Origin of the sequence: Nostoc flagelliforme FACHB-838, from assembly GCF_014698065.1 — a bacterium.
Lineage (GTDB): Bacteria > Cyanobacteriota > Cyanobacteriia > Cyanobacteriales > Nostocaceae > Nostoc > Nostoc flagelliforme_B.
In genome coordinates this window covers 40460-65063 of sequence record NZ_JACJSI010000014.1, presented here as the reverse complement: position 1 = coordinate 65063, position 24604 = coordinate 40460, and the positions used below count along the sequence as shown (strand labels likewise).

Below are 24604 nucleotides of genomic sequence, written 5' to 3'. Positions count from 1 at the left end.
ATATTTTTATGAAAATAACCCCAAATTCTGGGGTTATTTTCATGAAGATACTACAAACCCCTCTGAAATATCTAGCAGTTAACCTAATCCCTCTATTGGAGGACGATTCAATATTAACGTTGAATTAATGTTATTGAATATACACCATCCTAGAGGTTTTTTGCTATGGCTGCTGATGTATTCGAGTTACCAGCATCTTCCGCTAACTCAATAGTTGGACATTTATTTGAACTTGGACAAGACCCACTAGGATTTCTTACCCGTTGTAGTGACTATGGTGATATTGTTCCCTTACAGTTAGGGTTAACGCCTAGTTGTTTAGTGACTAATCCTGAATATATAGAAGAAGTTCTTAAAAACCGCAACGATTTTATTAAAAGCCGAGGCTTACGTGCTTTAAGAACTTTATTAGGAGAAGGACTGTTAAGTGCAGAAGGAGAATCCTGGTTTTGGCAACGTCGTCTTGCTCAACCAGTATTTCACCAAAAACGGATTAATACATATAGCCAAATAATGGTAGAGTACACCAACCAAATGCTTCAAACTTGGCACGATGGTGAAACTCATGATGTTCATGAAGATATGATGCACCTGACGCTGCAAATAGTTATGAAGTGCATATTTAGCGCTGATGTAGATGCAGGGGAAGCGAAAATTGTTGCCAATGCGCTAGATGTGGCAATGCAGTGGTTTGAAAGTAAGCGGCGGCAGAATTTTCTGGTGTTGGAGTGGTTTCCCAGACCTGAAAACATCCGTTATCGTGATGCTATTGCCCAAATGGATGAAGCTATTTATAAACTGATTCAAGAGCGTCGCAACAGTAAAGAAAAAACCAATGATTTGTTGACAATGTTAATGGAAGCGAAAGACGAAGAAACAGGTCAACAGATGGATGATAAATTGCTGCGGGATGAAGTCGCTACCTTAATGTTGGCAGGACATGAAACTACTGCAAATACTTTATCCTGGACGTGGTTGCTCTTGGCGCAAAATCCCGAAGTGCGTGAAAAATTAGAATTAGAGCTAAACCAAGTTTTGCAAGGAAAGTTACCAACACTCGAAGACCTTGGGCAGTTAGTTTATACACAGCAAATTATCAAAGAATCAATGCGGTTATATCCTCCAGTACCTCTCATGGGACGGGAAGCAGCAGTAGATACCCAGATTGGTGATTACGAAATTCCTCAAGGCATGGCAATCATGATCAGCCAATGGGTAATGCACCATCATCCAAAGTATTTTGAAAATCCTGAAGCTTTTCAACCAGAAAGATGGACGCAGGAGTTTGAAAAGCAACTTCCCAAAGGAGTATATTTTCCCTTCGGTGATGGGCCAAGGATTTGTATTGGTAAAGGTTTTGCTCAGATGGAAGCGGCTTTATTATTAGCGACGATCGCTCAAAGCTTTCAAATAGATTTAGTACCAGGATACCCAATCGTGCCCCAGCCTTCAATTACCTTACGCCCGGAAAACGGACTGAAGGTACAACTCAAGCAGATTGCGTCAGCCGCTTCTAAAGATGGGAAACATCAACAAGTACAAACTTCTTATTAGCAGTAGCGAAAAAGGTAGAAATAGTTAAAGAAGAATACAGAATCAAGATGTTCGCAGGATCGAAGAGCTACGCTATCGACCAGTCGCACAGAATTCTGAACTCCTGAATTATTTCTTGTTAATCAAATTTTGGTTTTTAAAATGAAATCATCAGGGTGCATTCAAGTAAAAAATTAGGCAACTTGCGCCACAGTATACTAGCCCCTTTCTCCTACAAAGTGGATTGCAGACAACGAAAAAGCGGTATAAAGTTAAGTCGCCAGCATTTTCCAATATTGAGTTAGAAATGTTTCGCAACTCTAGGGTCGAGTATGACTAATTTTTTGCTAGCTTCGGTATTATCTACACCTATTAAAGACCCAGTACCAGTTTTTCTGATGATTTTGGGGATTATGCTGATAGCACCCCTGCTATTTGAGAGAATCCGACTACCAGGTATTGTGGGATTAATTTTGGCGGGGGTCATAGTCGGCCCCAATGGACTAGGATTATTAGCACGGGATAACACGATTGTACTTTTGGGCACAGTTGGTTTGCTGTTTCTCATGTTCATGGCGGGACTGGAAACTAGCTTGGATGACCTAAAATATAACGCTGATAAAGCAGTCATATTTGGACTAGCTACCTTTGGTGTGCCGATGGCATTAGGTACTGTAGCGATGATGGCCATCGGCTATGGTGTATTACCTGCCATCCTAGTAGCTTCTTGTTTTGCTTCTCATACGCTACTAGCACTACCGATTGTTAGTAAATTGGGAATTATGCGCTCTCAGACATTGACTACCACTCTCGGAGGCACATTAATTACCAATGTTTTGGCACTTTTGGTTTTAGCGGTGGTAGTGAGAGCGCATGAAGGCAGTTTAAGCCTACAGTTTTGGTTATTCCTGATTCCTTCACTGATTATCTACACATTTCTGACGCTATGGGGTGTACCTCGTCTCGGTCGCTGGTTTTTTCAACGATTTGGACATGATGAAGGGGCAGAGTTTACCTTTGTTCTAGCTACCCTGTTTGTGGTTTCCTATGGGGCAGAATTAATCCAAATTGAGCCGATTATTGGCGCTTTTTTAGCTGGAGTTGCTATTACCCAGCTAATTCCGCAACTTAGCCCTTTGATGAATCGAATTCAATTTATTGGGAATACGCTGTTTGTACCCTTTTTCTTGATTTCTGTGGGAATGTTGGTTAATCCCCTGATTCTGATTCAAGAACCGCGATCGCTCTTAGTATCTGGTGTCATGGTAACTGTTGCCATTATCGCTAAGTTGATTCCTGCATGGGGTTCGGGCAAGTTATTTGGATTCAACTTTGACAATATCATGTTGATGTTTGGGCTATCAGTAGCTCAGGCAGCTTCCACTCTGGCTGCAATCACCGTTGCTTACAAAATCGAGTTGGTCGATCAGTTAACAGTGAATGGCACAATCGCTATGATTTTAGTTACCTGCATTGCTTCTCCTTGGGTAACAGATCGGTGGGGAAGAAAAATCAAGCCAGGAGAGGCTAGTAGTTCAATCCGTCAGGGAGGAAGCCTAGGCGATCGCGTTTTAATACCAGTAGCTAACCCCAGCACTGAAGATAACCTACTGAAGTTGGCAATACTTTTAACAAAATCTGCAACCGGTACTTTATTACCAGTCCACATTTTACTTGAGCAAAATTCCCCTATTCCTCCACAGGACAAAGCTAGACAAAACCAATTACTGTCAACCGCAGAAATGATTGCCCATGCTGCGGTCGTGAATGTTACTCCCATTGGTCGGATTGATGAATCAATTGATAAGGGAATTGCTCGTGTGGCAGAAGAGAAGCAGGCCAGTGTGATTGTCTGCGGCTGGAAAGGTTACTCTAGTTATCAGGAAAATCTCTTTGGTGGTGTCATTGACAAGATTGTACATCGTAGTGCAGTACCTGTTTTGGTAACTCGATTCCCATTGCCAATTGAGCATACAACACGAGTTTTTCTAGCTTTCACTACCCAGCAAACTTATGCTAGTTCTTTTAAAGACAGTATTCAATTAGCCAAAAGTCTGGCAACGGAACTCAAAGCAACCGTACAACTTTTACAAGTTGTAACAACACGGGGAGTACCTATCGATTTGAGTAATGCCGAATTACCAGAAGATACACCCATTCAAAACGTGCGAGGCAATTTTGTGCAGCAAGTTTCTCGTTTACTCAAACCCAACGATTTGCTAGTGTTAAACGGGTCTGTTGAGCAGAAAACTCAACTCGTTTCACTTTTTGGTCGAATACCAGAGGCGATCGCTCGCAATCATCCTGAAGTTGCTATGATTATTGCCTACTTTCCCAAATAGTCCCAAGATTAGGAAGAAGTAGGCGAAGAGGTGAGAATGTCCAATCCTCAATACCCAATATCTTCCTATGACTTTTAAATTTTGAATTTTTAATTTTGAATTCGGAGCGAAGCGACGTGACACCTTCTTTAAACCAGGTTTATCCCGTTATTTGGCACAACAACTCAGTGTCACTAATTGATCAAACCCGCCTACCAAACGAATATACATTCGTGGAAATTCACCGCAGTGAAGATATGGCGCGGGCAATTAAAACGATGATTGTTCGAGGTGCGCCAGCAATTGGTGTGGCTGCGGCTTATGGAATGTATCTTGGTGCAAGGGAAATTCAAACAAGCGATCGCCACGAATTTTTGCAACACTTAGATAAAGTAGCCCAGTTGTTGCGTTCTACTCGTCCAACGGCGGTAAATTTATTTTGGGCAATTAGCCGAATGATGAAAGCCGCCTACGAAACGCTAGGAACAATAGAAGAGATTAAGCAAACCCTTTTCCAAACAGCTCAAGCAATCAACGCTGAAGATTTGCAAACCTGTCAAGCGATCGGTGATCATGGTTTGGCTGTTTTACCGTCTACCCCAGAAAAGCTGAGGCTGCTTACTCACTGTAACGCTGGGGCGCTAGCTACTGCTGGTTATGGCACAGCCTTGGGTGTGGTGCGTTCTGCATGGAGACAAGGACGTTTAGAACGTTTATTTGCCGACGAAACCCGTCCCCGTTTGCAAGGTGCAAAACTCACCACTTGGGAATGTGTCCAAGAAGGTATTCCAGTTACATTAATTACTGATAATATGGCAGCCCATTGCATGAAACAGGGTTTGATTCATGCTGTAGTTGTAGGTGCCGATCGCATTGCTGCTAATGGCGACACTGCTAACAAAATTGGTACATATAGTGTTGCGATCGCAGCTAAAGCACATAATATCCCCTTCTTTGTCGCTGCACCCCTTTCTACCGTTGATTTTGAATTATCTGATGGTAGCCAAATTCCCATTGAGGAACGCGAACCAACAGAAATCTATCAAGTTGGTGATACCATTCTCACTCCTGCGGGTGTAGATTTTTATAACCCAGCTTTTGATGTGACTCCGGCTGAGTTGATTACAGCGATCATTACAGAGAATGGAGCGATCGCACCTGATAAATTAGCAAAATCACAGGTAAAGCAATTAGTGTAATTGAGTCGCTTTAAATCCGAATAACGGAAACTTTATAAGGAATTGCCCCAAAAAAATCTCCGACTTTTTAGAAAAGCCGGGGACTTTGTTTTTTGACTACTTTAAAATCTGACGGATCAAAATTTATCAGCAATTTTTTCAATAATTTTATCTAAACTTCATATTTTGACTAAATTCAATAAGCAAAATCTGCAATTACTTTCTCAAAATAAGCTTTGACTTACTCAAACCCCAGTTTGCTTACTCATTTTGGTGTTTTCTGCAAGTAAAAGAAGCTTTTGTTTTCTCAAACCCTAGTTTGCTTACTCATTTCGGTGTTTTCCGTAAGTAAAAGAAGCTTTTGCTTTCTCAAACCCCAGTTTGCTTACTCATTTCGGTGTTTTCCGTAAGTAAAAGAAGCTTTTGCTTTCTCAAACCCCAGATCGCTTTCTGAATCTTGGGGTTTTTTGCAAATAAAATGCCATTTCGCTTTTTTAAAATGGTTGATTTAGTAAAAATGCTGACTTAGCAAATAGAAATTGTTAGAGCTTTCTCAAAGTTGTTTGGTCATTCGCTTAAAAAGCCTAGACAACGAACAAATAACAGCTAAAAGTTAAACTATAGCGGTTTTCAAATGGAAGCAATACACTTTGACCTTTCTAGGCTACGGTGTACACAGAAGTTGAATTACCCCCCTAATCCCCCTTTGCCAAAGCTACGGTGTAGACACAAGTCTTTTAGAGTTGCGTTACAGACTTTTGATCCCCCTAACCCCCCTTAAAAAGGGGGGCAAAAGCTCTCAAAGTCCCCCTTTTTAAGGGGGAATTAGGGGGATCAATTGACTAATTAACCCTAATAGAATTAACCAAAATGCTGAATAATTGCCTCAGCAAATTCAGAACATTTTAATGGTTTAACTGGCGGTTCTAGCAAACGGGCTAAATCATAGGTGACTTGACTACTCGCGATCGCATCGCTTAAACCCTTCTTAATTAGGTCTGCGGCTTCTTGCCAACCCATAAATTCCAGCATCATCACACCAGACAAAATCACCGAACCAGGATTAATCCGATCCAATCCGGCGTGTTTGGGTGCAGTACCGTGGGTAGCTTCAAATATGGCACTAGAATCACCAATATTTGCCCCTGGCCCCATTCCCAATCCACCAACAATGGCAGCAGCCGCATCAGACAAATAATCGCCGTTTAAGTTCATTGTCGCCAAAATCGAATACTCATCCGGTCTGGTTTGGATTTGTTGAAAAATACTGTCAGCAATTCGGTCATTCACCAAAACTTTCTCTTTCCATTTGCCATCGCCGTGGGTTGCCCAAATTGTGTTAAGAACAGTTTCGACTTCCTTGACAATTTGCGCTTTCTTCTCATCGGTGAGATTATCAAACCCAGGATCAATCTCGCGGGCGTTTTCTTCTAAGGAAATATTCGGATTTTTTTCCTTGTTACTCAAAATCCAAGATTCCCGTTCGGTGACAGTTTCTTGGCGAAATTCGCTGGTTGCTACTTCATAACCCCAATCGCGGAAAGCGCCTTCGGTGTACTTCATGATGTTGCCCTTATGCACCAAAGTGACTTGTTGCTTGTTTTTGGGCAATAGCAACGCGTGTTTGATGGCACGTCTGACTAGGCGCTGGGAGCCAGTTTTGCTGATGGGTTTGATGCCAATACCAGAATCAAGAGGAATGCGTTTTTTCCCGTGTTCTGGGGTGGCGGGGATCAGTTCTTCATTGAGAATTTTAATTAAGCGATCGCCGATTTCGCTACCTTGTCGCCACTCAATGCCCAAATAAATATCTTCCGTATTCTCCCGATAAACAATTACATCCAGCTTTTCGGGATTTTTGTGCGGTGAGGGCGTACCTGCATAGTAACGGCAAGGACGCACGCAGGCATACAAGTCAAAAATTTGTCGCAGCGCTACATTTAAAGAACGAATTCCTCCCCCAACGGGAGTAGTCAAAGGCCCTTTAATCGCTACACCATATTCTTCAATTGCCGTCAGAGTGTCTTGAGGTAAATACTGGTATGTGCCGTATAAATCGCAGGCTTCATCCCCGGCGTAAACCTTAAACCAACTAATTTGACGCTGACCCTTGTATGCTTTAGCTACCGCAGCATCTAGCACCTTTTGGGTAGCAGGCCAGATGTCTATACCTGTACCATCGCCACGAATAAAGGGGATAATTGGATTGTCCGGTACGATTGGTTCACCATTTTTAAAGGTGATTTTTGCTCCGGCTGCGGGGGGGGTAATCTTTTCGTACATACTTCACACACTCCTAATCGATACGCTGCTATTCAAAAAAACCTTATGTGGCAGGCTTGTATATTTTGCTATGTCTTTTGTTCACCAAGCCATAAGGCACAGATTCTCCCCCTATTTCCCTTGTACATTATTTGGGGATTAAGTGTGGGATTCAGTGAAGCGATCGCAATTTTGTACGATTAAAAATAGTAAACTACTTTTCGCTATCAGTGCTTCACCTTGGAGGAGCAAGATAGCTTACCGCTCTTTCACTGACCGCTAAAACGAGAATGGCATGACAGACCCAATGATTTTATCAGGCCCTGCAAATGACATCGACTCCCTCCGACGACCGTTAATCGCTGGGTCTGAAAAAGTCCAACAACAGATAATCCCACAATTAGCTGAGTTAGGTAATGAGGGATTAGACGTGTTGATGGAATTTTTACTGAAACGACGCGAAAACCCAGCGACTTGGATCGATGGCAAAGCTTACCAAGTCCTCTACAACTCTGATGTACCTCAAGCCAAAGAATTTCTGCGCTCCTCTTTTCCTGAAGGAATTGTACCTCTAAAATCAGAGTGCGGGATTAACTATAATTCTTTGCAACAGCTACTAGCTGTTCAAGACTTCCAAGCAGCCGATCGCGTCACCATCGAAAAAATGTGTGAACTATCAGGGCCAACGGCTGTACAACGAAAATGGTTGTACTTTACTGAGGTAGAAAATACCTCGGCTGTTGACTTGCAAACCATTAACAACCTCTGGCTAGTCCACTCCGAAGGTAAATTTGGTTTTTCAGTGCAGCGAGAAATCTGGTTAAGTTTGGGCAAAAACTGGGAGAACTTCTGGCCGAAAATTGGCTGGAAAGCAGGTAATAACTGGACACGATACCCTAACGAGTTTACCTGGGATTTGAGTGCGCCTAGAGGTCACTTACCCCTCTCTAATCAACTTCGGGGAGTACGAGTTTTTGCTTCTTTACTTTCTCACCCAGCTTGGTCGAAGAATCCAGAACAATGATTTTGAGCCTATGTACAAATAGATTATGATCAATCCCACCAACAGAGAATTTTACGTCATCATTGAACGGGATGAAGATGGCTACTATGTTGGAGAAGTCCCTCAGCTAAAAGCCTGTTACAGTCAAGGAGAAAGAATTGATGAGTTGATGGCTAATATCAAAGAAGTAATTGAACTTTGTTTGGAAACACAAAGTGATGAAGAAATACCAGAATTTATAGGTATTTAAAAGGTAGAGATTTAATAATTTCATTAAGTTTGAGTGGAACGAAAACAAAGCAGCAATAAATTTTTTAAAACATCAGGTTTCCTCTGAAGAAGCCAAAACTGTTTTCGACGATCCGCTCTATGTTGACTTCTATGATCCAGACCACTCTGATGATGAGGAGCGTTACCTTATTATTGGAGAGTCAAATCGGGGACGTTTACTAATCATGTCGTATACAGAGAAAGGAAATTCGATTCGTCTCATTAGTGCAAGAGAAGTAACACGATCCGAGGGAGAAGCATACAAAGAAGGATAAGCCAGAAATGGAAGACGAACTGCGATCAGAGTATGACTTAAAAAGTCTAAAAGTCAGAAAGTTCGGCCCGGAACGAAAAAGCTTTGGGAAAACAACAATTCGTTGAGAACCTGATGTTGCAGAGGTTTTTCCTAATGCCGATGCTGTGAATGAGGCTCTAAGATTTCTGATTGGAGTTGTGCAGGACAATCAAGTTTCTGCACTTGCAAAGCAGCCTCACAGTTCCTCAGAAGGGGTGGATAAAACCTCCTAGTAGTGAGTTGGAAGTGCCGCAGATCCCAAACTGAAAATATCAAATTTGATAATGGCAAACGTTCGTCTAGAAGATATTAAGCGTAGGTTTAATAATGTCACCGCGATCGAGGATATTACCTTTGAAATTCCTGATGGCGAGTTTTGGGTTTTAGTTGGGCCATCGGGTTGTGGTAAGTCTACAATTTTGCGAACGATCGCGGGTTTAGAAACCGCTACATCTGGCAAACTCTATATTGGCGATCGCTTGGTGAATAATATCCCAGCCAGACAACGGGATGTAGCGATGGTGTTCCAAAACTACGCCCTCTATCCTCACATGAGTGTGGCAGAAAACATCGGCTTTGGCTTGCAAATGCGGAAGGTTGACCGGAAAATCATTCAAGAACGCGTGATGAATGTGGCGCGATCGCTTTCTCTGGATCATTTGCTGGATCGTAAGCCGAAACAACTTTCCGGGGGACAGCAACAACGGGTAGCATTAGGGAGAGCGATCGCTCGTGAACCCCAAGTGTTTTTACTTGATGAACCTTTATCTAATTTAGATGCCCAATTACGCGATGATACAAGGGCAGAATTGAAACAGCTACATCAAGAATTAGGCATTACAACAATTTACGTCACCCACGATCAAGTCGAAGCGATGACTCTGGCTGATAAAATTGTCGTGCTAAATCGCGGACGGATTCAACAAATTGGCGATCCCCAAACTATTTATGCAAGTCCTAGTAATCAGATGGTGGCAACTTTTTTAGGCAGTCCACCAATGAATATTTTGCCTGCAATCTATGAAAATAACGCTTTTGATGTAAGTGGACAGTTATTAACAATTCCAGCAGTTGTAAAAGAAAAATTACAGTTGCGTCAAGGACATAGTTATGATTTGGGGATTCGTCCAGAGCATATTTTTATTAACGTAGACGCTTCTCTACGAGACGCTACGCGAACGGCTTGCCGCAGGCTACCGCCAACCAGCCAAGAAGCAAATGAGAGTCAGTTGATTGTGGAAGTTAAGGTGGTGGAACCTTTGGGAAGGGAAACTTTGATTCGTGCTGGCTTACCTGGTTCGGCGGTGGTATTGAATATTCAGGTGGGTGCGGATGTGCGTCCGCGTCCAGGCGATCGCCTTTCTCTAGAACTCGATTTAAATCAATTGTTTGTGTTTGATCCCAAAACTGGGGGCAGAATCTTATAAAGAGTTTCTTAAACTGCCAGAAATAATCGCCAATTACCAATTTTTTGTAGCCAGAATCTAAGAAAATAAAAACTGCAATAGAGACTTAATGGATTCGCTGCAAAAACTTATATGACTATTAATCGACGCAATTTCTTGTTCTTACTAACAGCAGGTGCGGGTGCTTTTGCATTAAATGCTTGTGCATCGGCAGAGAAACTTTCTCAAGAAAATACTGCAACTTCCGCTACAACACCAAATAGAACACCAAATACAACAGGGGCTATCCAATTACCGCCTTTACCTTACGCTTACGAAGCACTGGAACCACACATTGATGCCAAAACGATGCAATTTCACCACGATAAACACCACGCAACTTATGTGAAAAACCTGAATGCAGCGTTAGCCAAACACCCAGAACTCAAAGGTAAAAGTGTTGAAGAACTGTTGCAGAGACTTGATAATGTACCACAAAATATTCGTAATACAGTACGCAATAATGGCGGTGGTCATGTGAACCACTCAATGTTCTGGCAAATTATGAAGCCGAAAGGTGGAGGAGAACCAACAGGAAATATCGCCTCCGCGATTAATCAAAATTTTGGCTCTTTTGCAGCTTTCAAAAAAAAGTTTAACGAAGCTGGTGCTGGTCGTTTTGGTAGTGGTTGGGTTTGGCTAGTGCGTAACAAAGGTGGCAAATTGGAAGTGACCACTACAGCTAATCAAGATAGTCCCTTAAGTGCAGGTAAATATCCTATTTTGGGTAATGACGTATGGGAACATGCATATTATCTTAATTACCAGAATCGCCGCGCCGATTATTTGGATGCTTGGTGGAACGTAGTTAATTGGGATGAGATTAACAAGCGGTTTGCAGCAGCAGCTAGATTTGTCTGAAACCAGACAAAATTTTAGAGTTATAGGCGCTTAAAAGCTGGCAACAGAAACAATATTCTGCTGCCATTTTTCTGCGTATGATAAGCTCATCATCATTTATTTTTTCAGAATGATTCGCTTGTATAGGGCTATGAGTTGATTTCTGAAAAAGCTCGCCCTCAACCCGAAAAGCGTGATTCCATATTCCCCACCTATCGTGTTTCTCTGCGAGACGCTGCGCGAACGCGTAGCACGTAAATAATTTCAAAAATCAAATATGATTCATTCCTATGATAGGCAAAGCTACTACATTGCATAGAGTTCTGTAACAGGAAGGCTATGCTCATAACTCCCCCCATCGTAAGAAGTGGCGTTACATCTATCGTGCTAAATTACTTATGAAAAACAAAAGCTATATAACATTAAAACTTAAGATTTTGTCATGACAACGCATAAAGCTAAAAATCATTTCTTCAAATGTGCAATTTGAAGAAAAACACTCTTGAGTCATTTTGATTATAAGGAGTATATTCTCATGAAGATTGGTTGCAAATTATTTATGCTTCCTTTAACTGTTCCATTATTTCTTGGAATTTTAAATTTTAAAGCCCAAGCTCAAGTTACTACTAAAAAATTGGGTGTAGCTGGTGATGTTCCCGTTCCCGGCAATTATGATAAGGATGGTAGAACTGATATTGCAGTATGGCGACCAAGTAATGGTACTTGGTATGTAATTAAAAGTTCTACAGGTCAAACAGTTACTAGAAAATGGGGTGTAAATGGCGATATTCCCGTTAGCGGCGATTATGATGGTGATAGGATAACTGATATTGCAGTATGGCGACCAAGTAATCGCACTTGGTATGTAATTAACAGTTCTACAGGTCAAACTGTTACTAAACAATTGGGCATAGATGGCGATATTCCTGTTCCCGGCAGTTATGATAATGATGGTAAAACTGATTTTGCAGTATGGCGTCCCAGTAATGGCACTTGGTATGTAATTAATAGTTCTACAGGTCAAACTGTTACTAAAAAATGGGGTGTAAATGGCGATATTCCCATTCTTGGCGATTATGATTATGATAGTAGAACTGATTTTGCACTATGGCGACCCAGTAATGGTACTTGGTATGTAATTAATAGTTATACGGGTCAAGTAGTTATTAGAAAATTGGGCGTAACTGGTGATGTTGCTGCCCCTGGTAAATACGATGATGATACTAGAGCTGATTTTGCAGTATGGCGACCAAGTAATGGTACTTGGTATATAATTAACAGTTCTACAGGTAAATTAGTTACTAGAGAATTGGGCGTAAATGGTGATATTCCTGTCCCTGCCATTTATAATTTCTCTATTAAAAGTGACTTCGCAGTATGGCGACCAAGTAATGGCACTTGGTATATTTTGAGGAATTAGGACTAAAATTTTGTTTGGTTACAGCAGTTTTCATATATTTGAACCACATCTATCGTAAGGGCACAGCATTGCTGTGCCCTTAGCGCGTGGTCTATTTACCTGAAAATAGCTATATATTTCCTCGAAACACCCCTCAAAGCGGTTTTTGGGCAGGTACACCAATAGCACGGGGAAACTGAACTGGTGTTGTGTCTACCTTACGCAAATACACACAGTGGCGGATGCTGTGACTCAGGGGTGTTGTAAATTGTTCAATTGATTCAATTGCGCCACCCAACTGCTTCACAGCATTCTGCAAAGCAGTTGTTTCATCATCCATCCAATTACCGCGATAAATTATGGCTAAACCTCCCTGTTTGAGCAGTGGTAGGGTATATTCTGCACAAACAGAAGCTGGCCCTACAGCACGGATCAATGCAATATCGTAAGCTAGTCGATGCTGGGGGTGATGACCGATTTCTTCAGCCCTACCAACAAGAGTTTTGGCATTAGTAAGGACAAGTTCAGTTAATATATTGTCGATAAAAGAAATTTTTTTCCGAGTGGAATCGAGAAGAGTCGTTGTGCAATTAGGTACAGTAATTGTCGCTGGAACACCGGGAAAACCCGCACCTGTACCAATATCGATAAGAGTAGGGCGAGTAGAGGAGAAATTTGCTGATAACAGGGGTGCAATTCCTCGCAAAGAATCCCAGAGATGTTTTTCCCAAAACTCTTGGGGGTCAGTAATGCGAGTTAAATTTATTTGGCGATTTCCTTCTAGGATTAACTCATAAAGCTTTTGAAATTGGGCTTGCTGTTGACTGGTTGGTTGCCAATTGAGAGTTTGCTGCCAGATTTCTGCAATCTCAGGCAATAGGTTTGTCATTTTTCATTTTTCATTTTTCATTTTTCATTTTTCATGGGACATGGTTATTCTCCTTGTCCCTATGCTCTTTTCTTACACCACTGGTAGAGGTTCTTTAACTTTGGCTTCTAGTGTCTTTGGGTCTACTGATTCTAGTTCACCGTGGTTGAGTGTCCAGCAACGATCTGCGATCGCTAACAGATCCCCAGCATCATGTGTCACTACCAACAGTGTCCAATCTTGTTTCAGTTTCGCTAATAAATTTACCAGTTGCCGACGCATTGACCAATCCAAACCAGCAGTGGGTTCATCCAATAAGAGTAAATTTGGCTGGCGAATCAATTGCACTGCCAAAGCCAAACGTCGTTGCTGACCACCACTCAAAGCATGAGGAGCAGCAGAGAGCGATAAATGCTCTAATCCCACTTCGCTTAGGGCCTGTCTAACTAGTTCTGACCCTAACTCAGGATGTCCTAAACGCAATTCTTCTAAAATTGAACTACCACAAAAGTGCCGCTCTGGAAACTGAAATACTAAACCGGCTAATTGTTGTAGCTGTTCGGCTATAAGTTCTTGTTCCCGCCAGAAGAGTGCGCCAGTAGTGGGTTCGGCTAGTCCCGACAAAATTTCTAGCAGGGTACTTTTACCCGAACCACTTGGGCCAATAATCAAACCTAGCTGCTGGGGTGCTAATTCCAAGTTGATCGATTTGAGAATCGCTGTTGGGCAAGCTGTGGGGTGATAATTTACATTTCGGAGATAAAGCATTTGTTAAGATTACCAAAAAGTCAGCAAATTACTGATTAGCTACACTGAGAGTATCTGGGAAATTCTGAAAAAATTTATAGCGCATTACCTGGATTAACACCTTAATCTAGCAGCAAAAATCATTTACTTTTTCTCCATTGTGGCAGACTAAGCCTTAAACAATGGCTAGACCAAGCCTGGAAACATGGAAAGATTACTAATATATAAAAAAATTTTGGTTGAAGCAGAGGCAAGTTAAAATTGACCATTTGTGCATTCTAAGTAACACATACAACTATTTCAACCGCAATTATTCTGAGGGTAAAAATGATTAAAAGGTTTTTTTCACCTCGATTAGTAGTGTCTGCTAAACTCACTACCCTTGCTCAGACTGCTTTTGCAGTTGCGTTCACACTTAATGTGTGGGTAAATCCCTCACTGGCTGGCGATCCGTTTCGCGATCGTGAACCTCATCAAATTGGCGACCAAACAGAAGCAGCTTTTAAAGCGATGTTCCAACAGGGCAACTATCCAGCAGCAGGGCGTTATTTAGAACAAGCAATATCTAAAGAACCAGATGAACCTCTAGCTTATGCCATGAAAGCATCTTTAGCATACGGAAATAAAGATTGGTCTAAACTCGACACTTACAGCCAAAAAACTCTAGAAACTGGACAAAAACTGATTTCTAGCGATCCATTGCGTGGTAATTTATACACTGCTGTTGGTCATTTTTTAGAGGGTGCAGTAGTTCTCACTCGTCAGGGTACAGTCAACGGTATACCGCAAGCCTTTAGTCGCCTGCGACAAGTTTATGAATATTTAGATAAAGCCGAAGCAATTTCTGCCAACGATCCAGAACTGAACTTAATCAAGGGTTATATGGATTTATTGTTGGCGGTTAATTTGCCTTTTGCCAGCCCAGATCAGGCAATTGGACGATTAGAACAAAATGCTGCTCCTCGGTATCTAGTGGATCGGGGTATTGCTCTTGCTTACCGTGATTTAAAACGGTATCCACAAGCACTAGAGTATGTCAACCAGGCGATCAAAACCACATCTGATAATCCAGAAATTTATTATCTCAAAGCCCAAATCCTGAAAGAACTGGGGCAAAAAGAAAAAAGCCAGCAGATGATCCAAGAAGCGATCGCTAATTTTGACAAAGCATTAACTAAAAAATCCCAACTCCCAGGCGATTTAGTCAAACAGATTGAGAGTGAACGCAAAAATGCTGTTAGCCTTAAGAATCCTGGGTAATTGGCCAAACAGGGCATTTGGCGATTAAGTTTTTTCTCTATTCCTATTTCCTATGCTCCATTCCCTATGCCCTACTTTGATATGCTTATTTGCAGAACAGTAATTGAGATACAAGACCACAATGGAGATTCAGTTCCGCGAAATTAATCCTTTTGATATGTGGATTTGGCTGAAATTCAGCACAAATCCTTCTGCGCGTGAAAAGCAGTATGTAGAAGAAGTTTTCAATTCCTGGTTTTATCTGGGTAAATTAGGTGCATTTAATGCAGAGAATCTTCAGGTGCAGGACACTGGACTCGATATCAGCTACATGAATTATGATGAGCAAGGGTATGACAAAAGCCTGCTAGCACTGATGCACAATATTGGTGAGTTTGAATATGAGGGTCAGTGGGGGCGTTGTTGGTTTGACTTAGGAACCAGTGATGCGATCGCATTAGATATTTTAATCAACGCCCTCACACAGCTAAGTCAGGAATATGTGACCATTGAAGAATTATACATCGGTGGCGAAAATCCAGATTGGCCTATTGAGGATAGCGAAAGTCGTCCTCAGTCTATTTACGATAATTAGTTACAAAAATGAATAAAGCAGGCGAAATTCGGGTAATAGCCTTGGGGCTAATTCGGGATGGAGAACGCATATTTGTTTCTGAAGGCTACGATCCCGTGAAACAAGAAACATTTTATCGGGCTTTAGGCGGTGGTGTTGACTTTGGCGAAACTAGCCGCGCCGCCTTAGAACGGGAGTTTGAAGAGGAAATTCAGGCAGAATTAACGAATATTAAATATCTAGGATGTATAGAAAATCTGTTTACATTTAATGGTAGGCAAGGTCATGAAATCATTCAGCTTTATCAATGTGACTTTGCTGATTCCAAATTTTATCAACTGGAAAGTCTAATTTTCTCAGAATCACAACACCATAAACATAAAGCGTTATGGATAGATATCTCTCGCTTTAAATCTGGGGAATTAAGATTAGTACCTGAAGTGTTTTTTGACCATTTATAAAGAATATGGAAGTTTACTAAGATTGCTTTACTGTTAATTATGCGATCGCACTCAGCAAAGACACAATATATTGGTTGAGACTAACGCCCTCCCGTTCAGAAGTTTCAGCTAAACGTCGATGTAAAGATTTCGGCATCCGTACTAGTAGTTTACCGCTATAGCTATCATTACTACTTGGTAAAGGAATATTATCGTCGGCTTCATAAGCTGTCTCAATCCATAATTCCCGCACCTCATTGAGATTTGCCATTGTCTCTTCAATGGTTTCGCCTTGGGTAAGACATCCAGGTAAATCTTTAATTTGAGCTACATATCCACCCTCTCGGTCGGGGTAAATTGTTACAGCGTACTGGAGGTTTAAATAATATTCTAAGGATGGCTTCTCAATCTGCTGGTTCTTCTGGTTCAGTGTTTTCATCAATCCACTCTTCTAAATTTAATAGTTCAACTATTTGCTGTAAGCGATCGCACTGTGTCGCTACAACTGAGAGTATCTAAATCTAACTCTTGGGTTTTACCTACACGGTATTCAGCCATTGCCTCGGCTGCAAGTTTGGCAAGCATATCTGGAGAACGGGCAAAAGCTTCATCCCAACGGCGTTCATCTTCTAGTTCTTCCAAAATTATCGCCGCGATGCCTACGGCGGGCTACGCCTACGCATCTTGTTCATTGGCAGACAAGTTTTTGAGTTTGGCTGCTTGTTAAAGTAGCTCTGTCATAGCTGTTAATAATTGTTAATCGTTACGAAAGTCATACTATAAATTATCTCTGCTTGCACTCTGTTGGGGTTGTTAGGGTGCGATCACTCCAACCGAAATCTTAAACCCTAGTTGTGCAAACACCTTTATTCACCTCGATTTGAAACAGTTCTACAATAAAAGCAAAGACGTTGAGGTTGAAATAACCTAATGGGTGTACCTGAAACAAACCCAAAGATACCAATGCTTTCACCAAGCCTCTACGAAACTGATTTTTACGCTTGGACACAGGAACAAGTAACTTTACTTCGCAATGAGCAGTGGAGTCAGATTGATCTGCAAAATCTGATTGAGGAGATTCAATCTTTGGGTAAACAGCAACGTCAAGAACTACGAAACCGTCTTAGTGTGTTGATTGGACATTTACTAAAATGGCAGTACCAGTCGGGGCATCGTAGCCGTAGCTGGTTAGCAACACTTCGTATTCAACGCTTAGATATTGCTGAACTGCTCGAAGAAAATCCTAGCCTAAAGCCCTACCTTGAAGAAGCACTTCGCAAAGCCTACATTAAAGGCGTCGAATTGGCTGTTGGAGAAACAGATTTGCCCAAGCGGACTTTTCCAGTAGAGTGTCCTTACAGTTTGGTAGAGATTGTAGACTATGATTTCTACCCCGGTGAACCAAGTAAGTTACTAGATGAATCAGAGCAGTAATTTGAAATTAAAGTAAATCTTCTTCAGATAGCTGGGCTATTTTCATCAAGGCTTTCAAGGTTCCAACTTTCAAATCTTGATTGCGGTGAACAGGAATTGACAGGATTTTTTCTACTTCGGGGTTTTCATAAATATAATGACTGCCAGTAATTCTTTGCAAAACCCAACCTTTTTGCTCCACAATCTTACAAAGTTGCTTACCAGAAATCGATTTCATACAGCAATTTCAACAACTTGATCTGTTGACTCAATTGCATTACGACTGTTAGCAACTTCTAGCCAACCTTCAATAGCATCTTTTAAATTAGCCATTACCTCTTCTATGGTGTCTCCTTCGGTAATACAACCGGGAAGCGCGGGAACCTCTGCCCAATAGCCCCCTTCTTCTGCTGGATGAATGATTGCTCTGATTTTCATACACTTGTTAACTTAGGTTTAGAGAATAGGTCGTATTCCAATCCGATCAACCCATTCCTCTGCACTGTCTATCGCCCAAATCATCAGCAGTTCCTTGATCGCGACTTCAATTGGTAGCTTTTGGGGAACAATGATCAGTCCTGCACTATCATTGCTTCTGATGAACTTGGCAAACTCTGATGGCATTGTTTTAAGATCATAGCTGACGAGGATACGTTCCTGCTGTACTGCGATCGCCAATACTTCAGAATCTTTTACACCTTTTAATCCAGCAGCCTTGGCTGTTTGGAAGTCAATCCAGCGTTCTTGTCGCAGAACTCCCGTAACGATCGCTTGATTCAAATCAGCATCGGCTTGGTAGCTAATAATATTCACAATTCTACTGTTGTCTTGCTGCCTTGGCTGCCATAAGCTTGCTGTACAAACTGGCGGTAACTGGGTGAGGTGAATTTTTCCATCCTGATAAATGCCTTCGACAGTTTTTATCATGAGTTGAAGTTAGGTTGGTATTTCCTTTAATTTTGTTCACTAGACTCAAAGGGCTGGGTATTAAATTATTGCCTGTTCAAGCGTCAATCATCTTTATAAACTTCTCTACGATGTCCTACTTTGACAACGGTTACTACTAAGACATCATCGTAAATATGATACAAAATTCGATAATCGCCTACTCTGATGCGATAACGATTTTCACCATTTTTTAATTTGCCGACACCATCAGGGCGTGGATCAATAGCTAATTGTTGAATTTTGCTCTCTAGCTTTTCTTGAATATCTACGGGTAACTTTTTGAGTTGTTTAGATGCACTTTTGGAAATTTCTACTTGGTAGCTCATGCAGTTTTTTGCTGATGTTCTGACCAAGTTAAAGTACCATTTTCTACGATATCTTTTAATCCCTCTTCAAAGTCTCTTTCGTCGGATTCGTCTTCCTGTTTACAGATTTCCAACAGTGATAAAATTTCTTGTAATGTATCGTCATAAGCCAGTTCTATTTGTTCATGAATAGCCTTGATTAACGCTTGCCTTTTAGTTGTAGTTTCCATGTTTCCACTCTTTTCAACTGCTCGTCATTGTCTATGCTTTGAAGACCTTATTTTACTCTAAACTACTTCTCAGTAAGTCTGAGATATGTTTTCACTTGATGACTAATCTTTTTCTACCGATCAAACAACAGCCGCCTCTGGAATCGCACCTTGCATTCTCCCAAAAGCATCAATCAAATTCTGCAATTGTTGATCTGCTTTAAAAACTCCTAATCCGCGTACCGTCACTTTCCCAGGAGAATAGACAAAGCGCGTTTTGAGATTGTCTGGTAAATTCGCCGCTAACAAATTCCAAGCGGGTTCTTCCATCGGTGTTTCTAAAACAACGTGCTGCTTGTTTTCTGGTTTAATCCGGCTAAATCCGAGTTTTTTCGCTAGCTGTTTGAGTTCCATGACTCGCAAAAGTTGATTTGCAGAGACTGGTAAAGTACCATAGCGATCGCTCCACTCGGCTGCAATCTGCTTTAATTCTGATTTAGATTTAGCTGTGGCCACTGCCCGGTAAGCACTCATCTTTTGATCCAAATCGGTGATATAATCCGCCGGAATAAACGCCGTCAGGTTAAGGTCAATCTGGGTATCCTCCACTTGTGGAATTTCTTGTCCTCGGATTTCCCGAATTGCTTCTTCTAGCATTTCCATGTATAAATCAAAACCGATGGCATCCATTTGACCGGATTGTTCTGCACCTAGCAAATTACCCACGCCTCTAATTTCCATGTCACGCATCGCTAGCTGATATCCAGAACCTAGTTGAGTAAATTCCTGAATTGCTCGTAAACGTTGTCGAGCCGCATCAGATAATTGCCGTTGCTTTGGATAAAATAACCAAGCATGAGCTTGAATACCTGCACGTCCCACACGACCGCGTAATTGATACAGTTGTGCCAAACCAAAGCGGTGAGCATCTTCAATTAAAATGGTGTTGACTCGCGGAATATCTAAGCCAGATTCAATAATTGTCGTACAAACGAGGATATCTGCATCGCCATTGCTGAAAGTGAGCATGGTTGATTCTAACTCGCTTTCATCCATTTGACCGTGAGCGATCGCAAACCTAGCTCCCGGTAAAACTTCTCGTAAATTGGCTGTTGTCTCTTCAATTCCATCCACCCGTGGAACTACGTAAAATACCTGCCCACCTCTGTCTAATTCTTGACGAATAGCAGTGCGGATACTTTCGGAATTTATTGGTGACAGATGGGTTTTGATCGGGCGTCTGGTTGGGGGTGGTGTAGTAATCAAACTCATTTCCCGAATTCCCGACAAGGACATATACAAAGTTCGGGGAATGGGTGTGGCGGAGAGAGTCAGCACATCAACCTGAGTTTTTAGGCTTTTAATTTTCTCTTTCTGATTCACCCCAAATCGCTGTTCTTCATCCACCACCAACAGCCCTAAATCCTTGAATGATACACCCTTACCTAAAAGTTGGTGCGTACCAACCACTACATCTAATTCACCCGTTGCCAATCGCTTTTGAATCTCGCGGCGTTCTTCAGCAGACCGAAAGCGGTTGAGTAAACCGACATTTACGGGGTAGGGAGCAAAACGTTCTTTGAGTGTATGGTAATGCTGCTGTGTTAAAATAGTGGTTGGCGCAAGGAGTGCCACTTGTTTACCGGCGGTGACTGCTTTAAAAACAGCACGAATCGCCACTTCCGTCTTCCCGAAACCGACATCCCCACAAACTAAGCGATCCATTGGGCGATCGCTTTCCATGTCGCGTTTCACATCTTGTACGGCTTTGAGTTGATCAGTTGTGGGTTGATAGGGGAAAGAATCCTCTAGTTCTTCCTGCCAAGGCATATCGCCTGGGAAGCTAAAACCTTGTTGTTGCGATCGCGCTGCATACAGTTTCAACAAGTCCACCGCCAATTTTTTAATCGCTTTGCGGACTTTATTCTTGGTATTTTCCCAAGCTTTACCAGTCATCCTGTTGAGTTCCGGTGCTTTATCACCTCCGGCGCGGAACCGGGATAAAGCACCTACTTGATCGGCTGCGACTCTTAATAAACCATCAGCATACTGCACCACCAAATAATCACGGGTTTCATTATTAATCGTCAAACTTTCCAGCTTGACAAATTTGCCAACACCATGATTTCTATGAACCACATAATCGCCCGGACGTAGCTTATTGGGATCGACTTGTTTAGAAGTAGCTTTGTGACGCTTGCGGATATAGCCGGGAGTCGCCAAGGAATGCTGCCCAAAAAATTCCCGATCTGTAACGATTACTAATCGGTATGTCGGCAGGATAAAACCTTCTAGTTCTGCAAGCCCAGAATATTTTAAGGCTATGGGAGTATGGTTAATTTGCAGCTTATCTATCGCTTGGTAGTCTCGGGGATTGGGGATAAACTGAGCCGGACAATCATGTTCTTGCAACAGGGAAACGGAACGCGAAGGTTGAGCAGAAAGCAGCCAAATCGAAAAATTGCGCTCGCGTTCTTGGCGGATGGTTTCAGCTAGTTTAGCAAACTGGTGCGGCGTGGCTGGAACAGGCCGGCAGGCAAGATTGATCCCACTATTTTCCTCTGACAATTCCGACAAATATAATGTTTTAAATTTGGCAACATCAAGCAGAGAGTCATCAAACGAACGGTGGATTTTCGGCAATCTTAGAGGAGTAGATTCTTCCCCATGCGCCATTCCCCATTGCTCCTCAGCATTTTCTACCCAGCGATCGCTATGAGCATGACACTGTTCTGGCTCATCAATGGCAATCAGGGTATTTTCTGCTAAGTAGTTTAGCAGGGACGCTGGTTGCTCGAAAGCCAACCCCAAAAAGCGACGACTACCCTCCAAAAGAGACGAGTTATTAGTGCTCAATTCTGAGTCAGAATTTAACTCAGCACTCAGCACTCGGAACTGGGCACTATTTTTCAGTGCAGCCATCACGACGGGAGTAAAGCTAGTAGGTGTAAGAATTAACTGGTCAACTTTGTCGAGGGCTGAACGTTGAGTTGCTGGGTCAAATTCTCGCATTTGCTCGATTTCATCGCCAAACCATTCCAACCGGACTGGTAACTCAGAGGAAACCGGAAACACATCAACAATATCGCCCCGCCGACTCCATTGCCCTTCCGTTTCCACCAAAGGCACTCTTTCGTACCCCAAAATAGTTATCTTCTCACTGAAGGCATTCAAGTCTAATTCCATTCCCTTTTTCAGAGTAAGACAGAATCGCCCAAAAGCTTCTGGTGGAGGCAAATGAGGTTGCAGCGCTCCTTGAGTAGCCACAATGGCCATCTTGGGTAATTGAGAATTAGAATTTGGGGGTTTTTCTTCCTCATTCCCCATACCCCATTCCTCATGCCACCTTCCCAAATCCGCCAATACCTGCATTTGCCCCCAACTCATTTCAGTTTCTGGGTCAAAAGGTTCGTAGGGAGAAGCCTCAGAGGTGGGGTAAAAATGTACTGTTTGCCATCCCATCGCCTCCAGTTGTGCGTAAACGCGTCCAGCTTCCTCCAGAGTGGCGCAAACTACGAACAAATCCTTGCCCTGAGCCTGCGCTAATGCTGAAGCAACCAAAGTCTTGGGCAACCGGGGAATACCATTTAACCGCAATTCTTGTTGTCGATTCAGCTTAGAAATAAATTCAGTAGTGAGCGACGATCGGCCTAAGGCACGCACAATAGAAGAAAATGACATAAGTACTACTATGGGAGTCTTTGTGGGTCAGAAAATTTTCAGGCAGTTTATGTCAACCATTTTAAAAGTGTTAACAGCTTTCTTATCCCTTCGGTGGAAGAATAATACACAGCGACTAATAAACTTAAGAACTATAACTATTACTTTGTGTATAGTCAAAGCATTTATCTAAACACCTTTAATACTAGATACTAGGGATTGAGCTACGTTCGCTCTGATAAGCGGCAATTTTAAACATGTCCTCCATAACTTTTGAAATTTTAATCATTTTGGTGCTAATTATTGCCAATGGCGTGTTTTCCATGTCTGAGATGGCAATTGTCTCGGCGCGGAAAGTTAGGCTACAGCAGCTTGCCAATCAAGGAGATGCCAAGGCAAAGGTTGCATTGAAGCTAGCTGAGTCTCCAAACCATTTCCTGTCAACCGTTCAAGTAGGTATTTCTCTGATCGGTATCCTAACTGGTGCTTTTGGAGGAGCAACAATTGCCAACCGACTGGCAGTCTATGTGCGACTTGTACCCTTGTTAGCACCTTATAGTGAACCAATATCTTTTGGAATAGTGGTTTTGATTATTACCTATTTGTCACTCATTGTTGGCGAATTAGTACCAAAGCGTCTAGCATTAAACAACCCAGAAAGAATTGCCTCGACTGTCGCTATTCCAATGCGTGCCTTATCGGCGATCGCTTCGCCAATGGTATATCTTTTAAGTGCTTCTACAGATTTGATCCTGCGATTACTAGGAATTACAGCTTCTACCGAGCCGCAAGTCACCGAAGAAGAAATTAAAATTTTAATTGAGCAAGGGACTGAGGCGGGAACCTTTGAGGAAGCTGAACAGGATATGGTAGAGCGAGTCTTTCGTTTAGGCGATCGCCCTGTCAGCTATTTAATGACACCCCGTCCTGATATTGTTTGGCTAGACTTAGACGACTCTGCCGAAGAAAATCGCCAAAAAATGGTTGATAGTGCCTATTCTCGGTATCCAGTTTGTCAAGGAGGACTTGACAATGTGCTGGGTGTTATTCCTGTCACCGACTTATTAGCCAGGAGTTTCCGAGGAGAACCCCTGGACTTAACGATCGGATTGCGACAGCCCGTATTTGTTCCAGAAAGCACTCGTGGCTTAAAAGTTTTGGAATTGTTCAAGCAAACCATTACTCACATGGCGTTGGTAGTCGATGAATACGGCGTGATTCAAGGATTAGTCACTCTTAACGACATCATGAGTGAAATCGTAGGTGATGTTCCTTCAACAGATGGACAGGATCAACCACAAGCTGTGCAACGCGAAGATGGTTCCTGGCTTTTGGATGGGATGTTGCCTGTAGAAGAGTTTTTGGAACTTTTCGGTATGGAAGAGTGGGAGTCAGAGGAACGTGGCAGCTATCAAACTTTGGGCGGTTTTGTCATCACCCATTTAGGCCGTATTCCTGCCGCAGCAGATCACTTTGAATGGCAAAGTATGCGAATTGAGGTGATGGATATGGATGGTAATCGCGTTGACAAGGTGCTAGTCGTCCCGAAGGCAACTCAATCAGCAGATCAGAAAAAATCTGAGTAGCGATTGTTAAAACCTTGGGAATAGGGCAGTTGGGCATTAATAATTATAAATTAACGTTATGTGCAAATT

General features: G+C 42.2%; 24 protein-coding genes and 1 pseudogene. 14 read left to right on the top strand and 11 right to left on the bottom strand.

Annotated elements, in window-relative coordinates; genetic code table 11:
• Positions 1-165 precede the first annotated feature (165 nt).
• From H6G97_RS10115 to mtnA, 3 genes are all read left to right on the top strand, one after another.
• On the top strand, positions 166-1554 hold the full coding sequence (locus H6G97_RS10115) for a cytochrome P450 (protein WP_190940480.1): 1389 nt from the start codon (positions 166-168) through the stop codon (positions 1552-1554).
• A 311-nt stretch (positions 1555-1865) separates the two neighbouring features.
• A complete protein-coding gene (locus tag H6G97_RS10110) occupies positions 1866-3875 on the top strand; it encodes a cation:proton antiporter domain-containing protein (RefSeq protein WP_190940479.1) in 2010 nt (669 codons plus the stop codon).
• Between the two features lie 116 nt (positions 3876-3991).
• On the top strand, positions 3992-5053 hold the full coding sequence (gene mtnA / locus H6G97_RS10105) for an S-methyl-5-thioribose-1-phosphate isomerase (RefSeq protein ID WP_190940478.1): 1062 nt from the start codon (positions 3992-3994) through the stop codon (positions 5051-5053).
• 840 nt (positions 5054-5893) lie between these two features.
• Here the strand turns inward: mtnA and H6G97_RS10100 are convergent.
• Positions 5894-7315 (bottom strand): NADP-dependent isocitrate dehydrogenase, encoded by a 1422-nt coding sequence (locus H6G97_RS10100; RefSeq protein ID WP_190940477.1) that lies wholly within the window; start codon positions 7313-7315, stop codon positions 5894-5896.
• Positions 7316-7589: 274 nt separating this feature from the next.
• Between H6G97_RS10100 and H6G97_RS10095 the strand changes: the two genes are divergently transcribed.
• The 6 genes from H6G97_RS10095 (at position 7590) to H6G97_RS10070 (ending at position 12567) form a co-directional block, all read left to right on the top strand.
• Complete coding sequence (locus tag H6G97_RS10095; protein ID WP_190940476.1) at positions 7590-8318, top strand: GUN4 domain-containing protein; 729 nt, start codon at positions 7590-7592, stop codon at positions 8316-8318.
• A 25-nt stretch (positions 8319-8343) separates the two neighbouring features.
• Positions 8344-8547 (top strand): type II toxin-antitoxin system HicB family antitoxin, encoded by a 204-nt coding sequence (locus tag H6G97_RS10090; protein ID WP_190940475.1) that lies wholly within the window; start codon positions 8344-8346, stop codon positions 8545-8547.
• Between the two features lie 22 nt (positions 8548-8569).
• Entirely contained in the window at positions 8570-8842 is a 273-nt protein-coding gene (locus H6G97_RS10085) for a BrnT family toxin (RefSeq protein WP_190940527.1), read from the top strand.
• 304 nt (positions 8843-9146) lie between these two features.
• Positions 9147-10289, top strand: coding sequence for an ABC transporter ATP-binding protein (locus H6G97_RS10080; RefSeq protein ID WP_190940474.1), 1143 nt, complete (start codon positions 9147-9149; stop codon positions 10287-10289).
• Between the two features lie 111 nt (positions 10290-10400).
• Positions 10401-11168, top strand: coding sequence for a superoxide dismutase (locus H6G97_RS10075; RefSeq protein WP_190940473.1), 768 nt, complete (start codon positions 10401-10403; stop codon positions 11166-11168).
• 514 nt (positions 11169-11682) lie between these two features.
• Positions 11683-12567, top strand: a complete 885-nt coding sequence (locus tag H6G97_RS10070; RefSeq protein ID WP_190940472.1) for a VCBS repeat-containing protein — start codon at positions 11683-11685, stop codon at positions 12565-12567.
• 133 nt (positions 12568-12700) lie between these two features.
• Here the strand turns inward: H6G97_RS10070 and rsmG are convergent, their stop codons facing one another.
• Together rsmG and H6G97_RS10060 are read right to left on the bottom strand one after the other, a co-directional pair.
• Complete coding sequence (rsmG, locus tag H6G97_RS10065; protein ID WP_190940471.1) at positions 12701-13435, bottom strand: 16S rRNA (guanine(527)-N(7))-methyltransferase RsmG; 735 nt, start codon at positions 13433-13435, stop codon at positions 12701-12703.
• A 72-nt stretch (positions 13436-13507) separates the two neighbouring features.
• Positions 13508-14182 carry an ABC transporter ATP-binding protein gene (locus H6G97_RS10060; protein WP_190940470.1) on the bottom strand — a complete coding sequence of 225 codons (675 nt, stop codon included), beginning with the start codon at positions 14180-14182 and terminating at the stop codon, positions 13508-13510.
• 306 nt (positions 14183-14488) lie between these two features.
• On the opposite strand from H6G97_RS10060, the gene H6G97_RS10055 reads away from it, so the two are divergent.
• The 3 genes from H6G97_RS10055 to H6G97_RS10045 all read left to right on the top strand — a co-directional run bounded on the left by H6G97_RS10055 (position 14489) and on the right by H6G97_RS10045 (position 16435).
• A complete protein-coding gene (locus H6G97_RS10055; protein WP_190940469.1) occupies positions 14489-15421 on the top strand; it encodes a Sll0314/Alr1548 family TPR repeat-containing protein in 933 nt (310 codons plus the stop codon).
• 121 nt (positions 15422-15542) lie between these two features.
• Positions 15543-15995, top strand: coding sequence for a DUF3531 family protein (locus H6G97_RS10050; RefSeq protein WP_069070833.1), 453 nt, complete (start codon positions 15543-15545; stop codon positions 15993-15995).
• An 8-nt stretch (positions 15996-16003) separates the two neighbouring features.
• Positions 16004-16435 (top strand): NUDIX hydrolase, encoded by a 432-nt coding sequence (locus H6G97_RS10045; protein ID WP_190940468.1) that lies wholly within the window; start codon positions 16004-16006, stop codon positions 16433-16435.
• A gap of 37 nt (positions 16436-16472) precedes the next feature.
• Here the strand turns inward: H6G97_RS10045 and H6G97_RS10040 are convergent, their stop codons facing one another.
• Entirely contained in the window at positions 16473-16853 is a 381-nt protein-coding gene (locus H6G97_RS10040) for a type II toxin-antitoxin system HicB family antitoxin (RefSeq protein WP_190940467.1), read from the bottom strand.
• Between the two features lie 26 nt (positions 16854-16879).
• A pseudogene (locus H6G97_RS10035) lies at positions 16880-17071 on the bottom strand (hypothetical protein); the annotation flags it as partial.
• A 273-nt stretch (positions 17072-17344) separates the two neighbouring features.
• Here H6G97_RS10035 and H6G97_RS10030 point away from each other — a divergent pair.
• A complete protein-coding gene (locus tag H6G97_RS10030) occupies positions 17345-17848 on the top strand; it encodes a DUF29 domain-containing protein (RefSeq protein ID WP_190940466.1) in 504 nt (167 codons plus the stop codon).
• A gap of 7 nt (positions 17849-17855) precedes the next feature.
• Here H6G97_RS10030 and H6G97_RS10025 read toward each other — a convergent pair whose 3' ends face one another.
• From H6G97_RS10025 to mfd, 6 genes are all read right to left on the bottom strand, one after another.
• Complete coding sequence (locus H6G97_RS10025; RefSeq protein ID WP_190940465.1) at positions 17856-18065, bottom strand: type II toxin-antitoxin system HicA family toxin; 210 nt, start codon at positions 18063-18065, stop codon at positions 17856-17858.
• Complete coding sequence (locus H6G97_RS10020) at positions 18062-18265, bottom strand: type II toxin-antitoxin system HicB family antitoxin (RefSeq protein ID WP_104908349.1); 204 nt, start codon at positions 18263-18265, stop codon at positions 18062-18064. Before H6G97_RS10020 ends, H6G97_RS10025 begins: the two co-directional genes overlap by 4 nt.
• A gap of 18 nt (positions 18266-18283) precedes the next feature.
• Positions 18284-18754, bottom strand: a complete 471-nt coding sequence (locus H6G97_RS10015; protein ID WP_199349331.1) for a DUF5615 family PIN-like protein — start codon at positions 18752-18754, stop codon at positions 18284-18286.
• Between the two features lie 83 nt (positions 18755-18837).
• The gene (locus tag H6G97_RS10010; RefSeq protein ID WP_190940464.1) at positions 18838-19101 is read right to left on the bottom strand and encodes a type II toxin-antitoxin system RelE family toxin; all 264 of its coding nucleotides are present in this window, start codon (positions 19099-19101) and stop codon (positions 18838-18840) included.
• Complete coding sequence (locus H6G97_RS10005; protein ID WP_190940463.1) at positions 19098-19310, bottom strand: hypothetical protein; 213 nt, start codon at positions 19308-19310, stop codon at positions 19098-19100. The genes H6G97_RS10010 and H6G97_RS10005 overlap by 4 nt, the downstream gene beginning before the upstream one ends.
• A 120-nt stretch (positions 19311-19430) precedes the next feature.
• Entirely contained in the window at positions 19431-22970 is a 3540-nt protein-coding gene (mfd, locus tag H6G97_RS10000) for a transcription-repair coupling factor (RefSeq protein ID WP_190940462.1), read from the bottom strand.
• A 236-nt stretch (positions 22971-23206) separates the two neighbouring features.
• Between mfd and H6G97_RS09995 the strand changes: the two genes are divergently transcribed.
• A complete protein-coding gene (locus H6G97_RS09995; protein WP_190940461.1) occupies positions 23207-24535 on the top strand; it encodes a hemolysin family protein in 1329 nt (442 codons plus the stop codon).
• Positions 24536-24604: the final 69 nt, after the last annotated feature.